This is a genomic window from Candidatus Defluviilinea proxima, from assembly GCA_016721115.1.
Classification (GTDB): domain Bacteria; phylum Chloroflexota; class Anaerolineae; order Anaerolineales; family Villigracilaceae; genus Defluviilinea; species Defluviilinea proxima.
In genome coordinates, this window is the sequence record JADKIW010000001.1 from 3175839 (window position 1) to 3195194 (window position 19356).

Sequence of the window (19356 nt, forward strand, 5' to 3'; positions counted from 1 at the left end):
TTGATAAAAAGACGAAGGAACGAGGCTAGCCTTTGACCTCATTGGTCTTCGGGTAGCGCATAAGGATGGCATTGAGCTCTTCCTTGGTAGTATCGCGACCGATATCAATGTGAGCAAATTCCTTGGCAATATCAGACAGCGATGACGAAAGAGACGAGACGCGTGCCACGACATTCTCAGCCATTTCAACCGCCGCTTTACTCATCGCTTCCAATTCTTGCTGTACAAGTTCGGAAGATGCTTCCTCGGCCAATGAACCCAACGCAGATTTAACAGTCTCTTCAACTTTCTTTTCTGTGTCTTGCAGGGTTTCCTTTGTTTGATCGACGATGGCATCAGCCATGGCTTGTTTTGTGCGATTTGCCGAATCCACCGATTCTTTGATTACGCGGTTGATAAGACCTGCTTCTTCATCCAGATCAGCTTCCTTCAGCGCCTCCTGCATGGACTTGATATATTCCATGTTTTGTGCCCAGAGTACTTCCTCTGTGCTACGTACCATGCGAAAGAACTCTGCGTCTGTTCGTTCTTCAGGTTCGAGGTTAAGCCAGTGATCGTACATAACCGATAATTCGACGATCACTTTACTGTAATTCTTGACAACCATGTCAACACTACGGAGTTCCTGCCAGCCGAGAAAAGCAGCTGTCAAGGACGCTGTTAACGCAACCCATATACTAAGGTTCCCACCAAAGGCAGCCAAGGCGGCACCTGTCACACCGGCCGCAAGGATTAAGACCTGTAGTCGAATACGCTCATTCTGGTGCACACGCACTTTTCTTCTGTGCCACGCCAGTTGGTTTTCAACACGATATTTGAAATATTCTTCACCGGTTAAATCTTCATAGCCAAAATCGCTCGATGGGTCGCCCGGATAATACCGGGAATGATATTCTCCGGTATATGGTTTTAGGGCCAGCTCGCCTCCCATGCTACGATACAGCTGGCGTTGTATCTCCATCAGCCTTTTTTCTAAATAGGGGCGGCGATCTTTTTGTCCCTGAAGGATCGTTCGGAAGAAGTAGATTTCTTTGAGAACTTCCTCTGCACCAGCGCGCATAACAAGCCAATCACCGCTGGCATAGAATGCCTTGGTAAAAGCAGCCATGGCTGATCCAATCAGAGGAGTAAGCACAAGAAGAATCCTGAATATTAAGCCAATAATGGCTGATGTGTCACCTTCTGGTGGATAAGGGAAAATTTGCGCGAAGATGGCAAATAAGGTGGCAAGAACACCTAATGCTGCTATCCAAATACGCTTGTTCAGGTGAGATTTCGTGCGGGCGGATGCGTTCATATCCAGTTCTGAAAAGCGGGCCCATGCGATCTGCAAGATGGGTATGGTACGAGGTGTTTCAGTTTCCATGACAGGTTCCTCCATGATCGAATCAGAAGTGCTGTTAGTCTTTTTCATTATTTACTCTCCGTCAGTTCGGGACAGGTGTTGCGATACTCTTCGTCTGCAAAATAATTATTCCAATCATCTGGGCTAAGGTTGGATATGAGATGGGAACAAGCGTATTGGATGAGTTCATTGTTGGGTACAAGATGGATGCGCGATACATCCCAGATGCGAACCACTTTACGCGAAACCGTAAACAACTGTGTACCATCGATGGAAAAAGTGACGCTTGTGACCGGGTTGCTTCCGTGTGAGATGCGAGCAAGCTCTTGGTTTTTTGCAACATCCCAAAGATAAGCAAAACCTTGAGAGCCGCCACCGGCCAGCAAGGTACTCTCAGGGTTGAATGCCAGCATACGTGCAGGCCCGATGATACTCATGGCTTGCCCTTTTTGTTTGAAGGTGCTTCCATCAATTTCCCAAAGAATGATGGTTCCTTCTGAACTTCCACTCGCCATTAACTTTCCATCATCACTGATCGCTATGGCAACAATATCGCCAGGTTGATTAAGGCTGACGATTTCCTTTTGTGTTGACCAGTCCCATATCTTGATGCTATCGTGAAGACCAGCGGCCAGAAAGGTTCCCTTTGTGCTGAACGCCATGGAATTTACACCTTCTTGGTTGTCAAGATGAAACTCCTTGGTACCGTCTTGAACATCCCAGAGTGCGATCAAACCATCAACGCCACCAGCGGTTGCTACAAGTTTGCTGTCACTGGTAAAACCAACGGCAGTGACCTTGCCTCCATGTTCGAGTTCATGAACAGTTTCCCCGTTAATGCTGACCAATGTGCCACGATTTTTGGTGGCGTTTTCTGTATCAAGCTCAACAACGGCAACCCATTGTGAATCAGGGCTTGTCGCAGTGTTATAGGTCAGGCTTTTAGCGGTGAGAATGATCTTTCTGTCAGTATCGTTATTTAATCCACCGGGTTGGTCTGCGGGGATTCTCCATACATTGTAGTCATCTGCATTAACAACCAGGAAGTTGCCAGATGGGGTGAAGCGAGCTTCACGAACAAACTCTGAAAATTCAATATATCCCAAGCGGCTGTTGAGTGCAGAAATATCCCATATGCCGATGTTTCCGATTTCATCTGTGACTACGATACGGGAGTGATCTTGGTTAAAGGAAATGGCGGCTCCGTTCGCTTCAAGCGGGATTTCGAGCAGTTGTGTGCCCGAAACAGAATCCCAGATGCGGACGACTTTGTCATACCCAGTGGATGCGATCCACTGGCCATCTGCACTAACGATCACTCTTTGGACAAAGTGAGTATGCATCATGCGGAAGCGTTCTTTGCCCGTAGCCCGGTCGATCACGCGGACAATATTGTCATCGGATGCTGTTGCGTACCATGATGGGTCAGGGCCGAATGCCACACCTTCCACCCAATCTTGATGCAGTATTGTGTGCTGTGCTGTGCCATCGCGTCTTGTAAGGCGCGCAAAGCTATCGCCGCCACCTGAAACTAACCACTGGTTGTCAGAACTCCAGCTCAGTACCGCATAAGAACTTTGCACGTGACGTGGACCGTTATAGAAACCGTTGCTCTTTTTCTGCCAAAACCGGACCTGTCCGTTTTGCAGGCCAAACGCAAGATTTTCTCCGTTGGGGGAAAACTTTACCGTTCTCACACCATCAATTTGTTCTACATCTACTGGTTTGAGGTCTGGTCTGCTCAAATTATACAAGGTCAAGTAATTGTCTTCTCTTGCGATGGCGAGGAACGTGTCGCTTATATCAAGGTCAAGGATGCCACCGGAGTAGGTGAATTCTTTGACAAGTTTTCCGTCTGTTGAATTTGAGAACTTGACAACTCCGTCAGAACTGGCTGTGATCAACAGCGTTCCATCTTTTGTGAAAAGCGCATCGTTTACATCGTCATTGTGTGAAACGCAGTACTGCATTCCGCCGTCACTCTGACGATACACACAGGCTTCTTTCTTCGCGGTTTCATCGGACGGATCATGATTATTGCCTGTTACAAAGTATTCGTAATCAGGTGTCCAATTGATGTTCCATATCGGACCATCTTGGTGCATCTGTCTAATGGGAATCGCCATGATGCTGGAATTCCTGCGTAGGATGTTCTCAGCCTGGAAACCAGCCAGCATCCGATAGGATTCGATCGCAAGCAGAGTGCTGGTGTCTAATTCGCCACCACGAGATTGTTGGATCTGTGCTTGTGCGGCGCTCTTTGATGCATTAGCGATTAGTGTTTTTTCTTCCGCTTCTTTCTTTTTGGCCTCTGCTATTTTTTGGTTTGTTTCAGCTTCGGCCTTGGCTGTTGCGGCGGCATGTTGATTTTCGACTGCAATGGCTTCGTTGGTAAGTGCCACATTTTGTGCACGTTTCGCATCATTACGAGCGATCAACGCAAGGACACTGAGTACTAAGCTTATGATTAAGGCAAGCGATATGCCGGTCAAAACGATTCGTTGACGGCGGTCGGCCGCTTTGCGGCTGGCACTGATAAATTCTGCTTGTAAAGGCAAAACCTGACGGTTGTCCTTGCCAGAAGAATCTGCCATCCACTTCTCTGCGTCTTCCAGTTGTGTGCCTTGCAAAAGGAAACTATGGTTTCTGCTCTTTGCTTCCCATTCAAGGGCCTGGTTGAGTAATTGTGTATGGCGGCTGATCCACTCAAGATCTGTTCGGATGGCCTGCACCAAACCGGGAATGGTTCCTTCAAAGTCATCTGTTTTTCGCAGGTATACCCAATTGGTGGCGGCAAGCTTTTCATGCATGCTCTGTCCCTTTTGTGGTTCGCGATAAAGGACAGGGATCAGTTTTTTGTTGAGCTTGATGCCCAGTTCAAGTTCATCGGCACAGACTTTGGATTTAAGAGAATCGGGACTAACGACAAAGATGAAGGCATCGTGCGTTTGGATGGCATGCGTAATCCTCTGCATCCAATCTGATGCGAGTTCAATTCCTTCCCAATCTACCCAAGCTTCAACACCGGCATTGTCCAGAGCATCGTTTAACTTCTGGACAAATACCTTATCTTTGCGGGAATAGGAAATAAAAACGCTTCCCTGTGAGCCTTGCTTTGCGTTGGCCATTTGTGCTTTGTATTATCTTCCTACGAACCAGGCCGCTACATACCCTTCAGCCCCATTTGGGTCTTTGACCTTAAGCCATTGATCGTTCTTGCCAACTTTTCCTTCTGCGTTAGGTTCGGTAACCGTGAACACTGTTCCTAATGGCAGGCGATAGATGAGGCTTGCATCACTCACCACCGGTTGTTTGCGGAGGGCGATCCCTTCAGCGGTAGCTTTTACCTTTAGAACCCCTCCAGTAGGAAGTACGGTGGCGGGCGTTGTCCCTGTGGCTGGTTGTTGTGAACCGCTTGCGTACTTTACATACCAGGCGGCGACGAAACCTTCCTTGTTTTGCTGGTCACGCACCTTGAGCCATTGACCAGTAACACCTACTTTCGGAATGGCAAAATTAGCGGGTTCAATGGAGACTAACTGCTCCGTCACAGGAATGCGACGAATCAAACTCTCAGGTGAGATTTCAGGCTTGGAGCGGAATGCAAGTTCTTCAGTAGGGATGAACAACAAAGCTCCGGTGGGAAGGGGCTTTGCGGCGGGAGTAGTAGAGGTAGTAGCAGGCTTGGATGTAACAGTAGTTGTCGAGGGTGAAGCAGGTTTCGGGGCGGCAGGAGTCGTGCCTGTCGTTGCAGGAGCAGGTGGGTTCTTACTATCTGAAACATACCATGCGGCCACATATCCCTGAGTACCGGTGGAGTCTTGTACGTTGATCCACTGCCCATTCACACCTAGTTTAGCTTTTACAGTAGCCTTGGGTTCCAAGCAGATCAATTCTGAACCCATAACCAAGCGCTTCCAAAGAAATCCGCCAACAGACGGATCGGCACGTAACGCAAGATCATCTTCCACTGCATAGAGTATATACTTATCAGCAGGCACCGGCACTTTGGTGACCTTGGGAGGTTCGGGTGGCGCAGCGCTGTAAGAATCAAACCATAGAACCGCACTGATCTCAGAATCGATTTTTGCGCCGTTGTATTTATAGCGAGCGGTGAGCAATACTTCCTTATCTGGGCCATCACCGCCGTATTTATAAGGATCATAGAGAACGTAATCGTTGCCCTTCTTTTCCTTTACCAGTACGAAGTGAGTTTGAATACCCGCCTGCTTGTTCCAGTCCACTTGAAGGATGACCGGCTTACCAGCCGCCACTGCCGCATCGATCTGATCAATGGGAGCGGGGAAGCTTTCGCAAGGCTGCATATCGCGATACGCACAATTCGGCCACACATACGGCAGGACGCTGGGGATAAAAAATGCTCCCTGAAAACCGCCGGCTGCTTTCATTTTTTCATTGACGGTTTCGGGAGTTTCGCTGTATCCAATTCCATTCAACATCATGGTGACGGATGTCAGTAGACAGCCCCACCCGCCGATGGTTTCAGATGAATTCCCAAGCTTGGTGCTCTTCCACTTCTCATCATTCTGATAAAGATTCTGCGTCTTGAACATGGACAACCTCCTGATACAGTTGGGTGACTGAATTATGAGTGCTAGTACGCTAGTACTGGTGATGCGTTGATTTTACTCTAAATTGGACTCGCCCCCGACAAATATTTTTGTTAAGTAAATCGAAAACCGCCTCATTCTTAAGGGGCGGCTGAGTACTTCTCGAAAGATCTCTTCTACTTTGATAGCGAATCGACCAACCTAATATCGTTAGATATTGTAGTGGTTCTTGTCTTCATCCTCTAAAGTTGTGAGATCCCACCAAGGTGAGAGGTGTTTGTGAGCCCGGTTGGGTTGGTTGGCATAATGGGAAGTGTCATTGAATAACATCAACCGTGCGCGGACCGGGTCCTTGAAATCAAGGATATTCAAACAGGCAGGTGCCTGATCGAGCCTGTCGCGAAAACCGCGCACATCGAACCCCAACAAGCTACTGAGAACAAGTCGCAAGGTTGCTTTATGTGAAACAATGACCACATTCTCGTCCTTATGGTTGATCACTGCCTCGCGAATCACAGGTAAAGCACGTGCCAATACTGTGATGCCCGATTCTCCACCCTCTGGCGCGAAGGTGAAAGGGTCCTCTCCCCAGGCTCTATATTCCTCTGGATATTGATCCTTCACCTCTTGGCGGGATAACCCTTCCCAGTGTCCGTGATTGATCTCGCGGATCCCTGGCTTAGGGATCGGTTTGATGTTCTGATATTTTGCGATAATCGTAGCGGTTTCCATGGAACGGTCCAGCGGACTGGCATAAATCGCATGGACCTTGCCCTTGGCGAGGCGTTCTGAAAGATGTTCCACCTGATTACGCCCTTCATCGGATAAAAATACGTTGGCCGCGCCCGCAAAGCGGTCCTCCGCGGAAAGTTGGGTCGCACCATGGCGAATAAGGTAAAGGCGGGTTGTCATTATCTGTCCTGTCGTTGAATTGTATTGACTTATTGTAACGCACTCATTTCATAAAATGGGTTGCCCATATGGGTAGGTTCACTTTTACTTTACATATCTGTCGTAAAATTCTATCGTGCGACTCATTGCGGTACTAAAATAATTCGAGATATTATGATTGTCCCCTTCATATTTATATAGCTCTATATATTTGTCTACTTCGAGCGCTTGGTAAAAGAGTCTTTCTGAGAATTCCACAGGTACGTCTGTGTCGGCTGTGCCGTGATGGAGTTGGATGGGACCCGAAACGTCACTTAAATAGGAGTTAGCCGAGATAGACGCCCAGAATTCGGGATTTTCTTCCGGCGAGCCATAAGTCTGTACGATGGTTGTGCGCCAACCGCCGGGGCGTGGAGTTGAGTCTGGGGATGCGGTGGGGCCGCGTCGCCAGTTATATAAAAGGTCTGGATATGAGCCGACAACGCCAGCCCAAATCACACCGGCTTTGATGTCTTTGCGAATGACCATTGAACGCAGAGTGATATACCCGCCCATGGAATGTCCCCACATGCCAACGCGATTGGGGTCTGCATCCGGATACTTCTGTATCGAAGAGACCGCATTCAAGACATCGATCGTGTAATCGGGGGTGCTGTAGGCGCCTCGTGCTTCTCCCTCAGACCGGTCATGTCCGCGATAGTCTGGGCGAAGGACGATATATCCTGCACGCGCGATCAGGTCAACGTAGGCGATGTATCTTTCTGTTGTGACATATACATCTGGGGGAATGTATCCGTGGTTGAAAACAATAACCGGCCAGCCTGTAGCGGGTTTCTCGCTGTTTGGAACGGTCATGAGGGCGTAGATCTTTAGTCCCTCTGATTTGTAAGAGACATAATAGCGGTCGTAGCCAACGCCCGGGTCAAGAACATCTTCAATCACAATATCACTGCCGGGATATTCACGTGCGCGCATTGCAACGATCTCCAGTGGATGCGGAATCGGTGTTGCGGTGGGGATGAGCGTCGATGTGGGTGTTGTAGTAAGAGTCGGTGTAGGGAAGGGAGAGCTTGTTGGGGACGATGCAACTGTCGGCGTAGGAGGAAGCGAAGCGGTTGTTGTTCCACAGGCGTTGAGTATCAGTATCAATATTCCAATTGGCAACCAGTAAAACTTAAGTTTGTTCATTGCTAAAATCCTTGATGTGGATTTTAGGACAACCTTGTTTCTAATTCTTTTACTTTGCTTTCCAGTTTTTGTGCGCAATATAAGCAGGGACTGCAGAGCCATGCTGTTCTCTTTCCATCATTCGTTCGGCCAGCCACTGGAACCATTCGAAACCTGTCTCACGGTTTACGCGGGCGCGAAACGCCTCAACGTATTTGCCGAGCTTCGTCCATGATTGAATGATGGGACCGCTAAAGGCATCGTCCACAAGGTCAACAGAGATTTCGTTGCGAAACACAAGAATACCCAGGCGTTCCCATGTGCCAAGCACGAGGTAGATGGTCATGAATTTATCCTCGGGCAGGTTTTCGAAGTCTTCGTTGGTGGCATTATCTGGAAGGTCGAAGATATATAACAACCCACGCACGAATTCCATGGTTTGAAATGAGTTGAGCATAAGGATGGCGGCTTCTCGTTTGCGGCTTGCCTGAAAATTCCTCAGATTGAGAACGCCGAACACAATGCCTAATGTCATGGCGATTGTGGAGATGATCTGAATAAGGTTGGATAAGTTCATCGTAAATTTGTCTTTCCTAGTTGGTTGATAAAAGAAGTATAAAACAAAACCATGTGGAGTGCTCACTCCTTTTTCGATGAAATTTCACCCTCCAAATTGCGATACAATAATATAAGAACATCAAGGAGTTTCTTATGCGTGCAGTAGATATCATCATCAAAAAACGTGATAAAGGTGAACTCTCTCGTGAAGAGATCGAGTTCTTTGTGAAGGGGTTTGTGTCGGGAGATGTGCCTGATTATCAGGTCTCTTCTTTTGCGATGGCAATCCTTCTCAACGGGATGACCCCGCGCGAGACGACGGACTTGACTCTCACAATGGCGCATTCTGGTCAGATGCTTGATCTGAGCGATGTAGTTGACCTCGCCGTGGACAAACATTCCTCTGGTGGAGTCGGTGACAAAACGACTCTAACGGTTCTTCCCACTGTTGCGGCATGTGGACTCCCCGTTGGGAAAATGTCTGGTCGCGGACTTGGGTTCAGCGGCGGCACGCTCGATAAGTTGGAGTCGATCCCGGGGTATCGAGTCGATCTCACAACTGACGAATTCAAGAAACAACTCAAAGAAAAAGGCGTTGTGCTTGCAGGTCAATCCTTGGATCTAGCTCCGGCCGACGGAAAGCTATATGCTCTCCGTGATGTGACAGGGACGGTGCAATCTATTCCGTTGATCGCTTCTTCTATTATGTGCAAAAAACTAGCGGCAGGCGCAAATGCGATCTTGTTGGATGTGAAGACTGGCCTTGGCGCTTTTATGGAAACCTTGGATGAAGCGCGCGTCCTTGCGAACCTCATGGTGGATATTGGCAAGTTGGCTGGCCGTGAAGTGGTGGCTTTGCTTTCGGATATGAATCAGCCACTTGGGTACGCTGTTGGTAATTCGCTTGAAGTGGTCGAAGCGATAGAAACGCTCCAGGGTGGCGGTCCGCATGATTTTCGTGAACATTGTTTGCATGTGAGCGCACATATGCTTGTATTGGGAAAACGAGCGAAGGATTTGGATGAAGGCCGCGTGATGGCGGAAAAGTCCATTGCGGATGGGTCGGCGTTTGAAAAGTTCCGTGTGTTGGTGGCGGCGCAGGGAGGCGATGTTTCGTATGTGGATGACACGTCCAAGTTCCCACGCGCAAAATTTGTCGAGGTGGTAAAGGCCCCTCGAAACGGGAGCATATCCCAGGTCCAAGCGAGAAGCGTGGGTGAGGCGGCGGTGACTTTGGGTGCCGGGCGGGCGAAGAAATCCGACTCGGTGGATCATGCAGTCGGCTTCATCATCCATCACAAAGTTGGGGATAAAGTCCAAAAAGGTGAGCCTTTGTTCACGATCCATGCTAATGACGAAGCTAAACTGGCCGAGGTGCGTGAGGTTGTGCTTGTGGCGCACTCCTTCTCTGAAAGCGTTGTGACTCCGTTACCGCTGTTTTACTCTTAAAAAGGTGCGTTATAATAGCAGAAGGAGCACATTGATTCATGGCAAAAGTATCTCTTCGGGCATATAACCGCGAAATTGAAGCAATGATCGACCGTGGCCATTTGGATGAGGCCGTGGCGCATTGTCAACATATCCTGAAGACTTTCCCCAAGCACATTGAAACCTATCGCCTTTTAGGCAAGTCGTATTTGGAAGCCAAACGATACAACGAAGCGGTGGATATTTTTTCGCGTGTGCTGGCCGCTGAACCGAATGATTTTGTTTCACAGGTGGGAATGAGCATCATCCGTGATGAGCAGAATAAACTCGATGATGCCATTTGGCACATGGAACGTGCTTTCGAAGTTCAATCGGCGAACCCCGCCATTCAAGGTGAGTTGCAAAGATTATATGGTCGTCGCGATGGTATTCAACCTCCACGCATTCGCATGACGCGCGGTGCGTTGGCGCACATGTACATGCGGGGTGAGTTGTATCCGCAGGCGATCTCTGAATCGAAAAATGTATTGGAAGAAGATCAAGGCCGAAGCGATATGCAGGTCTTGCTTGCACGGGCTTATTACAAGAGCGGACAAAAGAATGACGCCTCCGATGCCGCCTCTGCGGTCTTGAAGCGTTACCCTTATTGTCTTGATGCCAACCGTGTGTTGACCGAAGTCCTTAGCAGTGATCGTCCTGAAAATGCGCAGGTATATCGTCAACGCGTGATTGAGCTTGATCCATATGCGGCGCAAGTCAATGGAACGGTTTTTCAAGCGAACGAAGTTAGCGATGCGGCCGTATCGCTGGAACATTTGGAATGGAATGGTCAGACGGTAGGCATGCCTTCCGATTGGGGCACAACTGGAGCGATCAGTTTGGAGAGTGGGTCTTATGATCGCAATGCCCAGCCAGACTGGTTGAAGAATTCTCTTCCTGAGGTGACATCAACGCCTCCCTCTGTTCCGATGTTTGCTCCTGCTCAAGATTCCTTTTCCTCATCCCCGGCTTCTTCACCTGCCCAACCTGCGGACGATATCCCCGACTTTTTGCGCGCGGCTGGCTAAGGCGAATCGACCGGTTCGTTTGATGAGAGTAAAGCCTCCGCCATGTTCGAAGATACGCCAGCTATTTCTCCTGAGCCAATCGTGCAAGGCGACTTGCCGGATTGGGTCAAGGCTATGGCTCCTCAACAACAAACACAACCTGCCGGGCAGGAAGAAGAAATACCGGATTGGATCAATAAGATCGGCACGGGTGCGCTTCTTGTTCCATCTGCATCATCAACATCAGGCGATGGCGATGATTGGATGAATCTATTGGGAGAGGCGCCTGCAGCACAGCAAAAGGATTCAAACCCAGAACTTGATTGGTTAAAAGGTTTGGGCGATGAACAACCTGCTTCTATATCTGATAATCAACAAGATTGGATGAAGGACTTTGGCGCGGAAGAACAACCTGCACCCGCTATCCAATCGGACGATCAACCTGATTGGCTGAAAAGTTTTGGCACGGAACAGGGGTCAAGTGATTTTGATTTTCTCAATGAACTCAAGAGCGAACCAGAGGAACCTATGACTCCCCAACCCAAACCGGAGACTCCCAAACCCGCTTCTCAACCGTCAACAAACGCAGAAGACCTAGGCAAGAGTGGACAGGAAATTGATGATGCGCTTGCATGGTTTGAAGGCCTCGCCGCCAAGCAGGGTGCCACCGAAGGTTTATTGACCAAGCCTGAAGAACGAATGGATCAGGAACCTGATTGGGTGAAAAAGGTGAAGGGCGCTGGAAATGCCGCAGCACAACAAACTCCGGCACAACAGCCTGTTCAGCAACCACCTGTTGTTGAAACACCCAAGCCTGCGACTCCTGTTACGCCAGCTCCGCAACCTGTTGCGAATGTCGAAGACTTGGGCAAGAGTGGACAAGAAATCGACGATGCGCTTGCGTGGTTTGAAAGTCTCGCCGCGAAACAAGGAGCCACTGAAGGTTTGCTGACCAAACCCGAAGAGCGCCTCGAACAAGAACCAGAATGGGTGAAGCAAGCCAAGAGTGCACCGCAACAGCCTCCTGTTCAACAACCTGTTGCTGAAACACCAACACCTGAACCAGCCCCGCAACCTGTTGCGAATGTAGAAGATTTAGGCAAAAGCGGTCAAGAAATTGACGACGCTCTTGCGTGGTTTGAAAGTCTCGCCGCGAAACAAGGAGCCACTGAAGGTTTGTTGACCAAGCCCGAGGAACGCCTTGAACAGGAACCAGAATGGGTAAAGCAAGCTAAGAACGCACCACAACAACCTGTTGTCGAAACGCCTGCACCAGCTCCAGAACCTGTTGCGAATGTCGAAGACCTTGGCAAGAGCGGACAAGAAATTGACGACGCGCTTGCGTGGTTTGAAAGTCTCGCCGCCAAACAGGGCGCCACTGAAGGTTTGTTGACCAAGCCTGAAGAACGCCTTGAACAAGAACCAGAATGGGTAAAGCAAGCCAAGAGTGCGCCACAACAGCCTGTAGTCGCTCAACCTGAAGAAGAGCTAGCTCCGGTGGATGATGTTTCCTCGTGGCTCAAGGGTTTGGACACAGAAGAAGAAACACAACAACCAGCCCCTGTGATGGAAGATGACACAGCCTCATGGTTGAAGTCGTTGGATGAACCGGAAGAATCGCCGATTCCTTCCACGTCTGTTTCGGATGATCTGCCTGCCTGGATGAAAGGTATCAGTGAGGAAGAGCCTCCTGTCGCTGAACCAGTTATCCCGATGGATGAGGCGAAGCCTGTCCAGGAAACGCAGGATGTTACGAGTTGGTTGAGTAGCCTGGCTGAAGAAGATATACAGTCTCCAGCAATTCCTGTCTCTGACGATTTGCCTGCGTGGATGCGTGATGATACCGGGGAAGTGGTTGCCGAGCCGACGAAGATCGAGCCGACTCGCCCTGCGGATTGGAAACCAGTAGACGAACGTGAGGAAGCTGTATTGCCGCCTCCGCCCGCGCCGAAAGTTGTTTCTCAACCCAAGCCTGAGCCAACGCCTATGCCTGTTCAGGAAAAGCCCGCACCTGAACCGAAAAAGAGACCTGCAACTTCTCGCAAAACTGAGATAAAACCGGCGACCCCGCCTGAACCTTATAAAGAACCTGTAACACGGAGGATGACCGGAATGTTGACCATGCCTGTTGACCCGATCCTTGGATCGGCTCGTAATGAGCTTTCACGCAGTAATATCCCCGGTGCGTTGGAGACATACGAGAAACTGATCAAGAAGGGACGCTTCCTCGAGGAAGTCATTTATGACCTGCGTGAAGCGTTGTACCGTTATCCTGTGGAAGTGAGCATCTGGCAAACGCTTGGTGATGCTTATATGCGTGCCAACCAGTTGCAGGATGCGCTGGATGCGTATACCAAAGCGGAAGAATTACTTCGTTAAACCTTTTTAACCACGAAGGACACAACGGACACAAAGTTTGAAAAGAGGTTTTAAAACCTTGGTGCCCTTGGTGTCCTTTGTGGTTAAAGAATAAAAATTATTTTGGAGGAACTACTGTGGAAAGATCGCTCGTATTAGTTAAACCCGATGGCGTGCAACGCGGATTGATCGGTGAAGTGATTGCGCGTTTCGAACGTCGTGGATTGCGTTTGGTTGCCGCAAAGTTTATGCAAGTCAGTCAGGATTTGGCAAAACAACATTATGCCGAACATGAAGGCAAGCCGTTCTATCCCGGTTTGATCTCATACATTACATCCGCGCCAGTGATGGCTATGGTGTGGGAAGGTCCCAACGCTGTTGCGGCCATCCGCCAGACGGTTGGCTCGACCAAACCCGTGGAATCAGCCCCCGGCACGATTCGCCATGACTTCGCCCTCGAAGTAGGGCGTAACCTCATCCACGCTTCGGATAAGCCAGAGACCGGCATCCGCGAAACGGCACTTTGGTTCAAAGCCGAAGAGCTTGTGGATTGGTCCCGTGATATCGATCGTTGGGTGTTCGAGAAGTAAGAGATCTTTGTAATTCGAAAGTGGTAATTGGAGCATCCCGTTGAGTACTCAACGGGATGCTTTATTTTTGGGGCGATCTTCGGAGTTGGACGATTAGTGTTCCCAAGCCTGTTATTGCCAAACCAATGAGCTCTTTTGTTGTAATTGTTTCGTGTAAAAAGATGATGGCAAGGACCGGAATCCAGATCATCATACTCCCATTGATGACACTCGACTCCACGGCCGACAATGTACGAAGTGTGTGATTCCAGAGTGTAAAAGCGAACGCAGTATTGACCACTGCCAACCAGATGATGATCCCCCAGCTTCGCAGGTTGATGATCGGTATGCCTTCTGTGGCAATTCCTGCTATGAGTAATGTTATTGAGCCTGTCCCCATGCTGATGACAGTCACGATCAGTGGGTGATATTTCCCAGAGCGGTTAACATCTCTGCCCAGAATTGACGATGCAGAATTTGCAAGAATGCCCAAAATAGCAACAATGACACCGATTCCCTGATTTCGAGGGATGTTCACCGGATAAAAATAGATCATTGCTCCAACAAGTGCCAACGCCATCCCTGCCCATTGGATTGTTGATGGTTTCTCGGATAACCAGCTTGCCCCCAGAAGTGCAATGAGTACACTACTAAAACTCCATAGCACATTGACGGTTACAGCAGGGAGATAAGCGAGTGCTATGAAGATCGCTCCCTGTGTGATGGCGTAGAAAAGTATTCCAAGAATAATTAATTGTGTCCAACTGGACTTTGATAGCCCACGGATATCCCGTTTGGTACTACTAAAAGTCATTGCGGCCGAAAGGCAAATGAATGCAAGAAAGTACCTAAGCCCTGCAAATGTAATAGGCGGAATATGTTGTAGACCGACCTTTACAAATACCCATGATGTTGCCCACAAGAACACAACGAACAAAGCTTGTACTACTGCGATAACATGAGAACGCGTTGATGTTTCTGTTTTCAGTTTATTGGATCCCTTCGATGGATTTTCATTAGTTTCCCTTTCCCTCACATATGTTTTCCATTAACTTGATGCGGCGTGCGATGAAATGATTTGTTTTCTTCCAGTCAGATACAACCCCAAAACCACGAACGGAATCCAGAAGAACCAAACATCGCTTGGCTTGAAAGTGCGGAGAACATAAGCGGCGAGGTTTGCAATAATCAAAATAATAACGAACGCTTTTGCTGTCTGTTTTGGTAATTTGCCCGTTGTAGCCCATGACAAAATGCTCAAAATTGGAAAGAACAACATGACTTGGTCATAACTCCAGCCGATGGGTGAGACGATCAATCCTGCCGTGAGAGATATATCAATGAATGTACGGCGGTCCCAGTTTTGTCCGCGTGTGAACCACCAGAGGATGCCAGTGATCAGAGCCGCCAGCCAAATCAGCTTGCCGATCTTATTTTCTCCCAGCAACACAAGCAGGCCATTGATCGTCGGTGTCTCTCTAACAGTACTCATGCCCGAGGTAATTACGCCAAGGAAACTTTGAATCCATGGGGGATAAAATGCGAATAGTACAGTGAAACAAAACCCTAATGCAATGAAGAAACCTGCGAGCGTTTTCCATTCCTTTTTGCGGAGCAGATCAAGGAAGATGATGGGAAGGGTGATAATAACCAAATGCGGCTTAATGGTTGTAAGCACCAGACTTGCCCCGGCAAGATACTGTTTGTTCGATTTGTTGAGCGAGAGAAATAATGCCAGCCCTAATACTTCCCATGTGTTGATCTGTCCAAAGACCAGCGAAACAACCGTCATCGAAAAGCTGAACACAGCAAGCAAGGGAATCCATGTGCGAGAATCGACATTGTCCCATATCAACGTGGCACTATAAAAAAGAACGATGATGTTGAGAATAAGCCAGTAGTACACTGCTGTAGTGAATGGGACAGTTGTGAATGGCAACAACACAACATTCCCAATGGGTGAGAACCACGAATAAAGGGTCTCTGGGTCGCTGCGGGTAGTCAACGTGTGCTCAATTTCCCCTAATGCCACACCATCCGAAAAATCTTGTCCATGTGCAAGAAGATAGGTTGAACTCCAGTAGGCTTGCAAGTCCCAGTCCCCGGCACCGGGAGGAAGCGATACGGGGAACATCAAAATGACTCCCCCCAGTAACAGGATCAGTATGAACTTGAAGACAGTCGGTATGTTACCTGTCTGTGTCATCTTGGATCATTGCACCTTGAGCAGTACCTTCCCATCGCTCCATAACTCTTCGAGATCATAGTATTCACGCATATCGGGTGAAAAGAGATGCACGACCACATCGCCATAATCCATCACGAGCCAGCCTTCTTGACTCTTCCCATCTATGCGGCCTTTTTTCTTGTAATCTTTCTTTGTTGCTTCGAGCACGCCTTTAGCGAGCGCGTCCAACATGCGGTCGCTGGTTCCGTTACAGATAATGAAATAATCAGTAAATGTCGCAACATCCTTGATGTCGAGGAGCAAAATGTCTTCGCCTTTTTTATCTTCAAGGGCGTCAACGATCTTATGTGCAAGTTCGAGTGCGTTCAGGTTTCACCTCATGGTTTTTGTAATGGCGCGGAGAATAATTTTGTGTATACCGAGCCGCTTGGTTTCAATTCACTTTTATATAGATGGACGGAGTCTACTCTGGCAGTGCCAAGTGAGTCAATCTTTATTTCATCCAATGCCTTGCGGATTCTTTGCTGGTCAATCGCTGTGACGTTTTCCCTGACCCTGCCAATTGTGAGATGCGGGGAGAAATCGCGTGCTTCGGACTTATATCCCAGTTTTGCGGTTGCGGATTCAATCCCACGTTGGAGCGCGTCCAACCCAGCTTGAGGCTGGATTCCGATAAATAGAACGCGAGGCCGCTTTGAGTTTGGGAAAGAGCCGAGGCCGTTGATGTGGATGTCGAATGGCTGGCACGAGTCCGCTTCAGTGCGCAGGATGCGAGTCAAATCATCAACTTTTGCAGGGGCAATATCCCCGAGAAATTTGAGCGTAAGATGGAAATTGTCCACCGGCACCCAGCGGACAGTGGAGTCCCCGATGGCCTTTCGCAAAGGTTCTATCTTGTGTTGAACAGATTGAAGTATTGTGGGATGGATGTCCACCGCTATGAAGGTTCTTAGTGGAACCATATTCTCAAGTTGGTGATCCGAGTGAGCGTTCGACGGCTTCTTTCAATTCTTGAAAGCCGACGGGCTTGGTTAAGTAAGTAGATGCACCCGCCTCCATGCCGTTCTTGATATCGGCTGGCATGCTCTTGGCCGTGACCACAATGACCGGGATATTGGCAAGGTTTGGGTCACGTCGCATCTGGCGCAGAATGTCGAGTCCGGAGATCTCAGGCATCATGATGTCAAGCAACACGATGTCGGGTTTATCGGCTGTCATCATAGAGATGGCGGGTACGCTCTTAGATGTTTTGAGCACGCGAAAACCACTGACGCGCATCATCTCTCCGAACAGTTCAGCGGCATCTTCTTCATCTTCAATAATCAAAACAGTTTTTTTGGTCATACAAAAGTAAAGATAGCATAAGAAGGGTGAAATCGCAAGAGCATTGAGGTTACACGGTCATTGTAAGAATTGGTTGCGTTTCCTTATCTATCAAAGTGATAGTTACCTTATGTAATTTCGCAGGAGACACAATGACTGAATTGGAACAATTTCGCGCAGAAAAGGATGAGTTCTTCAAGGGACACCCACAGAGCCCTCTGGACCCTGCCCAAAAACGGGACTTTACCGGCTTACATTATTTCCCTGAAAATGACGCATTGCGATTGGAAGTAAAAGTAGAACTGTTTACTGACGAACAGCCAATGCCCATGCAGACGACCACCGGTGATGTGCAGATGTATATCCGGCACGGACGCTTCAAATTTTCGGTGGATGGACAGGATGCAGAATTGACGATTTACCGAGGTGAATATGGATATTTCCTGCCGTTTGTAGATTCGCTTGCAGGGACTGAGACATATCCTGCCGGCCGTTATCTCGAGCCAGAAGAATTGCCCGGTGACCGCTTCCTTGTGGATTTTAACATAGCCTACAACCCGTATTGTGCCTACAACGAGATGTGGTCATGTCCGATCACGCCTGCTGAGAATCGATTGAAAATACCTGTCCGTGCGGGGGAGAAGGTTTTTCATACTTAAAGCATCAGCGGCGGGAGTTCCCGCCGCTGATTTGTCTTTAGGAGTTGTCAATCTGCTTTTTCTTCGCCGGTCTTTTCGACCACATCCAGAAGCACTTCGTATTCCTCGCAACATTCTGAGCAGATGTCGAGATGTTCACGGATCAAAGGCATGATATGGGCGGCGTCTTTATTGTCCACTTCGCATTCAACGTATTCATCCAATTTGTTGAAGATTTCCTCACAGGAAAGCTCCTCCCGGCGGACATCCTCCAGTACACGCAGGAAGCCCAAAACGACCTCGGTAGGGAGCTCTTCATGGGGGGGCATGACCCGGTTCCGTATGCGTTGGATGAGTTCTCGAATATTCATATTTTAGTGGACGTTTAATGATTTACTAATCTTACTTTTGCTCGAATAGGGCTAGAACTTCGTTGGCTGAAATATCTTCCATGGCGAGACGGGTTCTCAACCTCAGGCGGGCATCGTGTAATAACTTGTAGAGGGCATTACGGTTGGTCTTAAGTTTGCGTGCCGCTTCATCCATGGGCATATCCTGGATGCCGAGCAACACCAAAGCCTGACGCTGACGGTCGGTCAACTCTTCCTCGATCACCCTGCGGACGCGCACCAAAAGGTCTGCGCGTTCTGCCGATGTTTCAGGTCCCGCATGAGAATCGGCGAGCAGATTTTGAGGTGGTGGAACATCCTCGTTTTCGGTCAATTCATCCAAAGAAGAATCACGCCAGCGCTTGCGGCGAAGCTCCGTCAACGCAATGCGTACGGCAATCTTGTGCACCCACGTAGTGAATTGACTGCGTCCTTCAAATGTATCCAATTGATCGAGCACACGCAGGAGAGTTTCCTGTGTCACTTCCTCGACAAGTGATTCAAATTGAGGCAGACTGGGCGAAAGCCAGCGCGAAAGCGCATAGGGGAGGCCCTTATGAATGATGGATCTCAGATCTTCCAGAGCGGCGCTTTTTATTTCACCTTCTGCACGCAAGTCTGAGAGCCAAACTTCGTTGGTTCGGGTTGCCATGATGGATGGATTATAAAGCAGGATGTTTGGTGATTTGAAATTCTCTTATAACACTCTTATAGACTGGGAAAGTAAGATTTACAGGTAAATAGAGCGTGTATCATCCCCCTGCAAAAACAAAAAACACCTCTTTATGAGGCGTTTCTGTGGGCGCACAGGGACTCGAACCCCGGGCCTCTACTGTGTGATAGTAGCGCTCTAACCAACTGAGCTATGCGCCCAAACCGACGCAG

The 19356-nt window shown here is 48.8% G+C and carries 18 protein-coding genes and 1 tRNA gene; 5 read left to right on the forward strand and 14 right to left on the reverse strand.

The genetic code is table 11. The annotated features are described in order from the left end of the window. Window positions 1-25: 25 nt before the first annotated feature. From IPP66_14740 to IPP66_14765, 6 genes are all read right to left on the reverse strand, one after another. A complete protein-coding gene (locus tag IPP66_14740) occupies window positions 26-1414 on the reverse strand; it encodes an SLATT domain-containing protein (protein ID MBK9926530.1) in 1389 nt (462 codons plus the stop codon). Then, on the reverse strand, window positions 1414-4473 hold the full coding sequence (locus IPP66_14745; GenBank protein MBK9926531.1) for a TIR domain-containing protein: 3060 nt from the start codon (window positions 4471-4473) through the stop codon (window positions 1414-1416). The genes IPP66_14740 and IPP66_14745 overlap by 1 nt, the downstream gene beginning before the upstream one ends. Before the next feature lie 12 nt (window positions 4474-4485). Beyond that, the gene (locus tag IPP66_14750) at window positions 4486-5919 is read right to left on the reverse strand and encodes an SH3 domain-containing protein (GenBank protein MBK9926532.1); all 1434 of its coding nucleotides are present in this window, start codon (window positions 5917-5919) and stop codon (window positions 4486-4488) included. 207 nt (window positions 5920-6126) lie between these two features. Continuing rightward, window positions 6127-6828, reverse strand: a complete 702-nt coding sequence (locus tag IPP66_14755; protein MBK9926533.1) for a histidine phosphatase family protein — start codon at window positions 6826-6828, stop codon at window positions 6127-6129. 84 nt (window positions 6829-6912) lie between these two features. Continuing rightward, window positions 6913-8097 (reverse strand): alpha/beta fold hydrolase, encoded by a 1185-nt coding sequence (locus IPP66_14760; GenBank protein ID MBK9926534.1) that lies wholly within the window; start codon window positions 8095-8097, stop codon window positions 6913-6915. After that, entirely contained in the window at window positions 8045-8551 is a 507-nt protein-coding gene (locus tag IPP66_14765; GenBank protein MBK9926535.1) for a DUF4760 domain-containing protein, read from the reverse strand. The genes IPP66_14760 and IPP66_14765 overlap by 53 nt, the downstream gene beginning before the upstream one ends. A 134-nt stretch (window positions 8552-8685) precedes the next feature. Here IPP66_14765 and IPP66_14770 point away from each other — a divergent pair, with 134 nt between their 5' ends. The 4 genes from IPP66_14770 to ndk all read left to right on the forward strand — a co-directional run bounded on the left by IPP66_14770 (window position 8686) and on the right by ndk (window position 13954). Next, on the forward strand, window positions 8686-9981 hold the full coding sequence (locus tag IPP66_14770; protein MBK9926536.1) for a thymidine phosphorylase: 1296 nt from the start codon (window positions 8686-8688) through the stop codon (window positions 9979-9981). Window positions 9982-10019: 38 nt separating this feature from the next. Beyond that, a complete protein-coding gene (locus IPP66_14775; GenBank protein MBK9926537.1) occupies window positions 10020-11027 on the forward strand; it encodes a tetratricopeptide repeat protein in 1008 nt (335 codons plus the stop codon). A gap of 42 nt (window positions 11028-11069) precedes the next feature. Continuing rightward, the gene (locus IPP66_14780) at window positions 11070-13385 is read left to right on the forward strand and encodes a hypothetical protein (GenBank protein MBK9926538.1); all 2316 of its coding nucleotides are present in this window, start codon (window positions 11070-11072) and stop codon (window positions 13383-13385) included. A 116-nt stretch (window positions 13386-13501) separates the two neighbouring features. After that, window positions 13502-13954, forward strand: a complete 453-nt coding sequence (gene ndk, locus IPP66_14785; protein ID MBK9926539.1) for a nucleoside-diphosphate kinase — start codon at window positions 13502-13504, stop codon at window positions 13952-13954. A 61-nt stretch (window positions 13955-14015) separates the two neighbouring features. On the opposite strand, the gene IPP66_14790 is transcribed toward ndk, so the two are convergent. Genes IPP66_14790 through IPP66_14810 form a run of 5 tightly spaced genes read right to left on the reverse strand, consistent with a single transcriptional unit; the run spans window position 14016 to window position 17465 of the window. Next, window positions 14016-14969, reverse strand: coding sequence for an EamA family transporter (locus tag IPP66_14790; GenBank protein MBK9926540.1), 954 nt, complete (start codon window positions 14967-14969; stop codon window positions 14016-14018). Between the two features lie 12 nt (window positions 14970-14981). Then, window positions 14982-16139 (reverse strand): DUF2029 domain-containing protein, encoded by a 1158-nt coding sequence (locus IPP66_14795; GenBank protein ID MBK9926541.1) that lies wholly within the window; start codon window positions 16137-16139, stop codon window positions 14982-14984. Window positions 16140-16145: 6 nt separating this feature from the next. Then, complete coding sequence (rsfS, locus tag IPP66_14800; protein MBK9926542.1) at window positions 16146-16463, reverse strand: ribosome silencing factor; 318 nt, start codon at window positions 16461-16463, stop codon at window positions 16146-16148. A gap of 35 nt (window positions 16464-16498) precedes the next feature. Then, the gene (gene thpR / locus IPP66_14805) at window positions 16499-17083 is read right to left on the reverse strand and encodes an RNA 2',3'-cyclic phosphodiesterase (GenBank protein MBK9926543.1); all 585 of its coding nucleotides are present in this window, start codon (window positions 17081-17083) and stop codon (window positions 16499-16501) included. Between the two features lie 4 nt (window positions 17084-17087). Beyond that, on the reverse strand, window positions 17088-17465 hold the full coding sequence (locus IPP66_14810) for a response regulator (protein ID MBK9926544.1): 378 nt from the start codon (window positions 17463-17465) through the stop codon (window positions 17088-17090). Window positions 17466-17596: 131 nt separating this feature from the next. Here IPP66_14810 and IPP66_14815 point away from each other — a divergent pair, with 131 nt between their 5' ends. After that, entirely contained in the window at window positions 17597-18103 is a 507-nt protein-coding gene (locus IPP66_14815; protein ID MBK9926545.1) for a DUF1684 domain-containing protein, read from the forward strand. Window positions 18104-18150: 47 nt separating this feature from the next. Here the strand turns inward: IPP66_14815 and IPP66_14820 are convergent, their stop codons facing one another. The 3 genes from IPP66_14820 to IPP66_14830 form a co-directional block, all read right to left on the reverse strand. Beyond that, on the reverse strand, window positions 18151-18411 hold the full coding sequence (locus IPP66_14820) for a hypothetical protein (GenBank protein MBK9926546.1): 261 nt from the start codon (window positions 18409-18411) through the stop codon (window positions 18151-18153). A 73-nt stretch (window positions 18412-18484) separates the two neighbouring features. Then, a complete protein-coding gene (locus tag IPP66_14825) occupies window positions 18485-19123 on the reverse strand; it encodes a sigma-70 family RNA polymerase sigma factor (GenBank protein ID MBK9926547.1) in 639 nt (212 codons plus the stop codon). Window positions 19124-19270: 147 nt separating this feature from the next. Further along, window positions 19271-19344 (reverse strand) — tRNA-Val (locus tag IPP66_14830). Between the last annotated feature and the right edge of the window lie 12 nt (window positions 19345-19356).

Coding starts and splice junctions, on each gene's coding strand:
- IPP66_14740 (MBK9926530.1), bottom strand. CDS start 1,414: ATGAAAAAGACTAACAGCACTTCTGATTCGATCATGGAGGAACCTGTC.
- IPP66_14745 (MBK9926531.1), bottom strand. CDS start 4,473: ATGGCCAACGCAAAGCAAGGCTCACAGGGAAGCGTTTTTATTTCCTAT.
- IPP66_14750 (MBK9926532.1), bottom strand. CDS start 5,919: ATGTTCAAGACGCAGAATCTTTATCAGAATGATGAGAAGTGGAAGAGC.
- IPP66_14755 (MBK9926533.1), bottom strand. CDS start 6,828: ATGACAACCCGCCTTTACCTTATTCGCCATGGTGCGACCCAACTTTCC.
- IPP66_14760 (MBK9926534.1), bottom strand. CDS start 8,097: ATGGCTCTGCAGTCCCTGCTTATATTGCGCACAAAAACTGGAAAGCAA.
- IPP66_14765 (MBK9926535.1), bottom strand. CDS start 8,551: ATGAACTTATCCAACCTTATTCAGATCATCTCCACAATCGCCATGACA.
- IPP66_14770 (MBK9926536.1), top strand. CDS start 8,686: ATGCGTGCAGTAGATATCATCATCAAAAAACGTGATAAAGGTGAACTC.
- IPP66_14775 (MBK9926537.1), top strand. CDS start 10,020: ATGGCAAAAGTATCTCTTCGGGCATATAACCGCGAAATTGAAGCAATG.
- IPP66_14780 (MBK9926538.1), top strand. CDS start 11,070: ATGTTCGAAGATACGCCAGCTATTTCTCCTGAGCCAATCGTGCAAGGC.
- IPP66_14795 (MBK9926541.1), bottom strand. CDS start 16,139: ATGACACAGACAGGTAACATACCGACTGTCTTCAAGTTCATACTGATC.
- thpR (MBK9926543.1), bottom strand. CDS start 17,083: ATGGTTCCACTAAGAACCTTCATAGCGGTGGACATCCATCCCACAATA.
- IPP66_14810 (MBK9926544.1), bottom strand. CDS start 17,465: ATGACCAAAAAAACTGTTTTGATTATTGAAGATGAAGAAGATGCCGCT.
- IPP66_14815 (MBK9926545.1), top strand. CDS start 17,597: ATGACTGAATTGGAACAATTTCGCGCAGAAAAGGATGAGTTCTTCAAG.
- IPP66_14820 (MBK9926546.1), bottom strand. CDS start 18,411: ATGCCCCCCCATGAAGAGCTCCCTACCGAGGTCGTTTTGGGCTTCCTG.
- IPP66_14825 (MBK9926547.1), bottom strand. CDS start 19,123: ATGGCAACCCGAACCAACGAAGTTTGGCTCTCAGACTTGCGTGCAGAA.